The organism is Pseudovibrio sp. POLY-S9 (genome assembly GCF_001431305.1).
GTDB lineage: Bacteria > Pseudomonadota > Alphaproteobacteria > Rhizobiales > Stappiaceae > Pseudovibrio.
The window spans coordinates 165,806-166,056 of record NZ_LCWX01000237.1 but is presented as its reverse complement, the minus strand read 5'-3'; the positions used below and the strand labels follow the sequence as shown (position 1 = coordinate 166,056).

General features: G+C 55.4%; 1 pseudogene. It reads right to left on the bottom strand.

The annotated features are described in order from the left end of the window. A pseudogene (locus tag PPL9_RS33705) lies at positions 1-251 on the bottom strand (FAD-binding oxidoreductase); the annotation flags it as partial.

The following is a 251-nucleotide window of genomic DNA, read 5'->3' as shown; positions in this document are numbered from 1 at the left end:
ACGGCGGCCTCAAACTCATGGGTTAAAGCAGGTTCCAGATCTCGTAAGGCCGCAGCGCCAATCTCCTCAATCTCAGCCCCCACAGCGCGGCGCATGGCATAATCCGGTCCATCCAGATCAATCTGGGAGGCATCCCGAAATGCATGCACATACCAGCTGTCTTGCAGCAGTCCTTCGTGCCCTGTGCCTGAAAGGTGATGGTGGTAAAGCTCTATGCAGTCATGATTGAGGGCATGCATGGCATCGCCAAT